This is a genomic window from Streptomyces sp. 13-12-16, from assembly GCF_002114215.1.
In the GTDB taxonomy this organism is placed as follows: domain Bacteria; phylum Actinomycetota; class Actinomycetes; order Streptomycetales; family Streptomycetaceae; genus Streptomyces.
The window spans coordinates 3424-7895 of sequence record NZ_NCTE01000656.1; the positions used below are offsets into that span (position 1 = coordinate 3424).

The following is a 4472-nucleotide window of genomic DNA, read 5'->3' on the forward strand; positions in this document are numbered from 1 at the left end:
TGTTCGCCGGTTTCGAGACCACCGTCAACCTGATCGGCAACGGCACCTACGCCCTGCTCACCCACCCCGGACAGCGCGACCGCCTGCAGCGGTCCCTCGCCGCCGGGGAGCGCGGGCTGCTGGAGACCGGTGTCGAGGAGCTCCTGCGGTACGACGGTCCCGTGGAGCTCGCCACCTGGCGGTTCGCCACCGAGCCGGTCACCATCGGCGGGCAGCGCATCGCGGCCGGCGACCCCGTCCTCGTCGTGCTCGCCGCCGCGGACCGGGACCCGGAGCGGTTCGCCGACCCGGACGTGCTCGACCTCGGCCGGCGCGACAACCAGCATCTGGGATACGGCCACGGCATCCACTACTGCCTGGGCGCACCGCTGGCCCGCCTGGAGGGCCAGACCGCGCTCGCCACCCTGCTGACGCGTCTGCCGGACCTGCGGCTCGCGGCTGAACCGGCCGAACTCCGCTGGCGGGGCGGGCTCATCATGCGCGGACTGCGCACGCTCCCGGTGGAGTTCACCCCCGCGCGGGGGTGACGGACCGGGCGGCCGTCCGCTGTGCCCCCGAGTGGACCAGCACAAACATGACACGCTCTCAACTCTGTGATCTTCACGTGATCTGCGCGGCATGAACTTGTGACAAGTGATCGTCTGCGGATACGTTCACCCATCAAGTGCGGTGCATCGGTTCGATTTCCGTTCGCCGCGCCGGTCATTGCTGTCTTGCGAAAGGTCTCCGCATGCTCTCCGGGAACGGTCGGCACCGCCGCCCCCGCCAGGCTCCGGCTCTCCTCGTCGCGGCCGGGGTGACCGGCTCCGCCATCGCGATCCCGCTCCTCGGGGCCGGCAGCGCCAGCGCGGCCGACGGCGCGACCTGGGACCGGGTCGCCGAGTGCGAGTCCGGCGGCTCATGGAGCCAGAACACCGGCAACGGCTACTACGGCGGCCTGCAGTTGACCCAGGACGACTGGGAGAACTACGGCGGGCTGGACTACGCGACCAGCCCCGACCAGGCCAGCCGCGGCCAGCAGATAGCCGTGGCCGAGAGAATCCTCGCCGACCAGGGGGTCGGCGCGTGGCGCACCTGCGGACTGACGGCGGGCCTGAGCCAGGACTCGGCGTCGTCCGGCATCGACACGGGTGTGGCGGGGGACTCGGCCTCGGGCACGTCCGGCTCCTCCGGCTCTTCCACGTCATCGGATTCCACCGACTCCTCGGACTCGTCCGGATCGTCGGACTCCGGCGATTCGTCCGCTTCGTCCTCCCCGTCGGCCACGTCCGGCGCGGAAGGGTCGGAGAACGGCGAGGGCGTGGCCGGTGAATCGGCCAAGTCCGACAAGTCGAGCGACTCGGACACGGATTCGGACACCGGCTCCGGTGACGGATCCGGCACCTCCCCCTCCACCTCGGCCACTCCCAAGAGTGACGAGTCGGACAAGTCCGGGCAGACCACCGGCTCTTCCGAGGTGACCGACACCGAAGACACCGGCACCGGCCGCCACCGCGGCGCCACCGCCGAGGAGGGTGAGGCGGAGGACCGTACGTCGGAGTCGTCCGGCCGGCATGCCTCGCGCGGCACCGACGCCTCGCGCGATGCCGCCGACGGCTCGTACACCGTGCGCACCGGCGACAGCCTGTCGTCCATCGCCGACTCCCTTGAGCTCAACGGCGGATGGCGGTCGCTCTACACCGAGAACGAGCAGGTCGTCGGCGCCGACCCGGACCTCATCCTGCCGGGTCAGAAGCTTGAGGTCGGGGTCGAACCGGGCGAAAAGTGACGCCCGAAAGGGCCTGGGCGCGGCGGCAGTTGACGTCATGTTTCGCGGTGAATGTCCGTTTTAAAGACTGTGAGAGATAGGTCTCAGAGGCCCTGATCGTCTTTGAAATTCCGCGGATCGCGTGCCTACGGTCGTGACCGCTCGCCACCGCGGGCCCCGGCTGCCGCCACGCCGAATCCTGCCAGTGGCAGCACGGGAACAGTCGTCGCGTCATGCGCCGTAGGCAGGAGCGGGGGACCCAAGGTAAGCGCCCCTTCCGGTGGTTGACACCGGATCGGGCTTGGGGTGAAGCCGCGTCCCGTGAGGGGCGTGGCCGGGCAACTCAACCGGCCCGAACCCGACAGCTCACCTCGCAGGCGTCGGTGAGGGGATCCACCATGCTGTTTTCCGGCAAGGGCAAGCACCGTCGTCCGTCCAAGGCCACCCGCGCGATCGCTGTCGCCGGTGTCGCCTCCGCCGCCGTCGCCGCCCCGCTGATGGCGGCCGGCAGCGCCTCCGCCGCCACCGCCTCCGAGTGGGACACCGTCGCCCAGTGCGAGTCCGGCGGCAACTGGTCCATCAACACCGGCAACGGTTACTACGGCGGCCTGCAGTTCTCCGCCTCCACCTGGGCCGCGTACGGCGGCACGCAGTACGCCTCCACCGCCGACCAGGCCAGCAAGGCGCAGCAGATCGAGATCGCCGAGAAGGTCCTCGCGGGCCAGGGCAAGGGTGCCTGGCCGGTCTGCGGCACGGGCCTGTCCAACGCCGCCTACACCGGCTCCTCCGCGAACGACTCGGGCTCCTCGCAGAGCACCGGTTCCACCGGGACCCGTGAGACCGAGCAGAAGGCCTCCCGCTCCGCCGAGCGCCCGGCCACCGAGCAGAAGAGCGAGCAGAAGGCAGAGGAGAAGACCGTCACCACCCCGACCGGCGAGAAGGTCGAGAAGGGCGACGGCGAGTACAAGGTCGTCAAGGGCGACACCCTCAGCTCCATCGCCGCCGAGCACGACGTCGAGGGCGGCTGGGCCGAGCTGTTCGAGCTGAACGACGACATCGTCGACCACGCCGACCTCATCTACCCGGGCCAGCAGCTGCACCTCAAGTAAGCGGCTGCCCCCTGCCCCCCGCCCCGGTGCGTTTCCCCCCGTACGCGCCGGGGCGGGGTTTTTTACGGCCGGGTTTCCGGAAACGGCTTTGTTCCGTTCGGAAACAATTTACTCTCGGTTCTGTCCACGGGGCGGGCGACCGGCGGCCCGATCGCCCCGAGCCGGTTAGGCTCGGTCTCGCAAGACCCTCCGGGGTCCTGCTCACCCGCGTCACATCCAAGAAGGAGATGCTCGTGCCGTCCATCGACGTCGTCGTAGCCCGGGAAATCCTGGACTCCCGAGGCAACCCCACGGTCGAGGTCGAGGTCGGCCTCGACGACGGCAGCACGGGTCGTGCCGCCGTCCCGTCCGGCGCCTCCACCGGCGCCTTCGAGGCCATCGAACTCCGTGACGGCGATGCCAACCGTTACCTGGGCAAGGGTGTCGAGAAGGCCGTCCTGGCCGTCATCGAGCAGATCGGCCCGGAGCTCGTCGGCTACGACGCCACCGAGCAGCGCCTGATCGACCAGGCGATGTTCGACCTGGACGCCACCGACAACAAGGGCTCGCTCGGCGCCAACGCCATCCTGGGCGTCTCGCTCGCCGTCGCCCACGCCGCCTCCGAGGCCAGCGACCTCCCGCTCTTCCGCTACCTGGGCGGCCCCAACGCGCACCTGCTGCCGGTGCCGATGATGAACATCCTGAACGGCGGCTCGCACGCCGACTCCAACGTGGACATCCAGGAGTTCATGATCGCCCCGATCGGCGCGGAGTCCTTCTCCGAGGCGCTGCGCTGGGGCACCGAGGTCTACCACACCCTCAAGAAGGTCCTGAAGGGCAAGGGCCTGGCCACCGGCCTCGGCGACGAGGGCGGCTTCGCCCCGAACCTCGGCTCCAACCGCGAGGCCCTCGACCTCATCCTCGAGGCGATCAAGGAGGCCGGCTACACCCCCGGCGAGCAGATCGCCCTCGCGCTCGACGTCGCCGCGTCCGAGTTCTACAAGGACGGCTCCTACACCTTCGAGGGCAAGGAGCGCTCCGCCGCCGAGATGACCGAGTACTACGCCGAGCTCGTCGAGGCGTACCCGCTGGTCTCCATCGAGGACCCGCTGTTCGAGGACGACTGGGAGGGCTGGAAGACCATCACCGCCAAGCTCGGTGACAAGGTCCAGCTCGTCGGCGACGACCTGTTCGTCACCAACCCCGAGCGCCTGGCCCGCGGCATCGAGGAGGGCGCCGCCAACGCCCTGCTGGTCAAGGTCAACCAGATCGGCTCGCTGACCGAGACCCTGGACGCCGTCGAGCTGGCCCAGCGCAACGGCTTCAAGTGCATGATGTCCCACCGCTCCGGCGAGACCGAGGACGTCACCATCGCCGACCTGGCCGTCGCCACCAACTGCGGCCAGATCAAGACCGGCGCCCCGGCCCGCTCCGAGCGCGTCGCCAAGTACAACCAGCTGCTGCGCATCGAGGAGATCCTCGACGACGCGGCGGTGTACGCCGGCCGCTCCGCCTTCCCCCGCTTCAAGGGCTGAGCTCCCCGCTCGTAGGCGGCGTCGTACGTACGTCCCCGTACCCGGTCCCGTACCGTGTGCGGGGACGTACGCGCGTATGACGGTGAACGAGAGGCGGGAACA

Annotated in this window: 4 protein-coding genes and 1 riboswitch; all 4 genes read left to right on the top strand. The window is 69.8% G+C overall.

The genetic code is table 11. The features are described from left to right. A partial coding sequence (locus tag B7767_RS25150) for a cytochrome P450 (protein WP_143652629.1) occupies positions 1–527 on the top strand: 527 nt, incomplete at its 5' end. 203 nt (positions 528–730) lie between these two features. Further along, positions 731–1768 carry a transglycosylase family protein gene (locus B7767_RS25155; protein WP_085574193.1) on the top strand — a complete coding sequence of 346 codons (1038 nt, stop codon included), beginning with the start codon at positions 731–733 and terminating at the stop codon, positions 1766–1768. Between the two features lie 205 nt (positions 1769–1973). Further along, positions 1974–2142: riboswitch (cyclic di-AMP (ydaO/yuaA leader) on the top strand. Positions 2143–2145: 3 nt separating this feature from the next. Continuing rightward, positions 2146–2856, top strand: a complete 711-nt coding sequence (locus tag B7767_RS25160) for a transglycosylase family protein (protein WP_085574194.1) — start codon at positions 2146–2148, stop codon at positions 2854–2856. Between the two features lie 233 nt (positions 2857–3089). Continuing rightward, positions 3090–4370, top strand: coding sequence for a phosphopyruvate hydratase (gene eno / locus B7767_RS25165; RefSeq protein ID WP_085574202.1), 1281 nt, complete (start codon positions 3090–3092; stop codon positions 4368–4370). The last annotated feature ends 102 nt before the right edge of the window (positions 4371–4472 follow it).

What these genes read in the sequence shown, in the direction of transcription:
- B7767_RS25160 (WP_085574194.1), top strand. Translation starts at nt 2,146, where the DNA reads ATGCTGTTTTCCGGCAAGGGCAAGCACCGTCGTCCGTCCAAGGCCACC.
- B7767_RS25155 (WP_085574193.1), top strand. Translation starts at nt 731, where the DNA reads ATGCTCTCCGGGAACGGTCGGCACCGCCGCCCCCGCCAGGCTCCGGCT.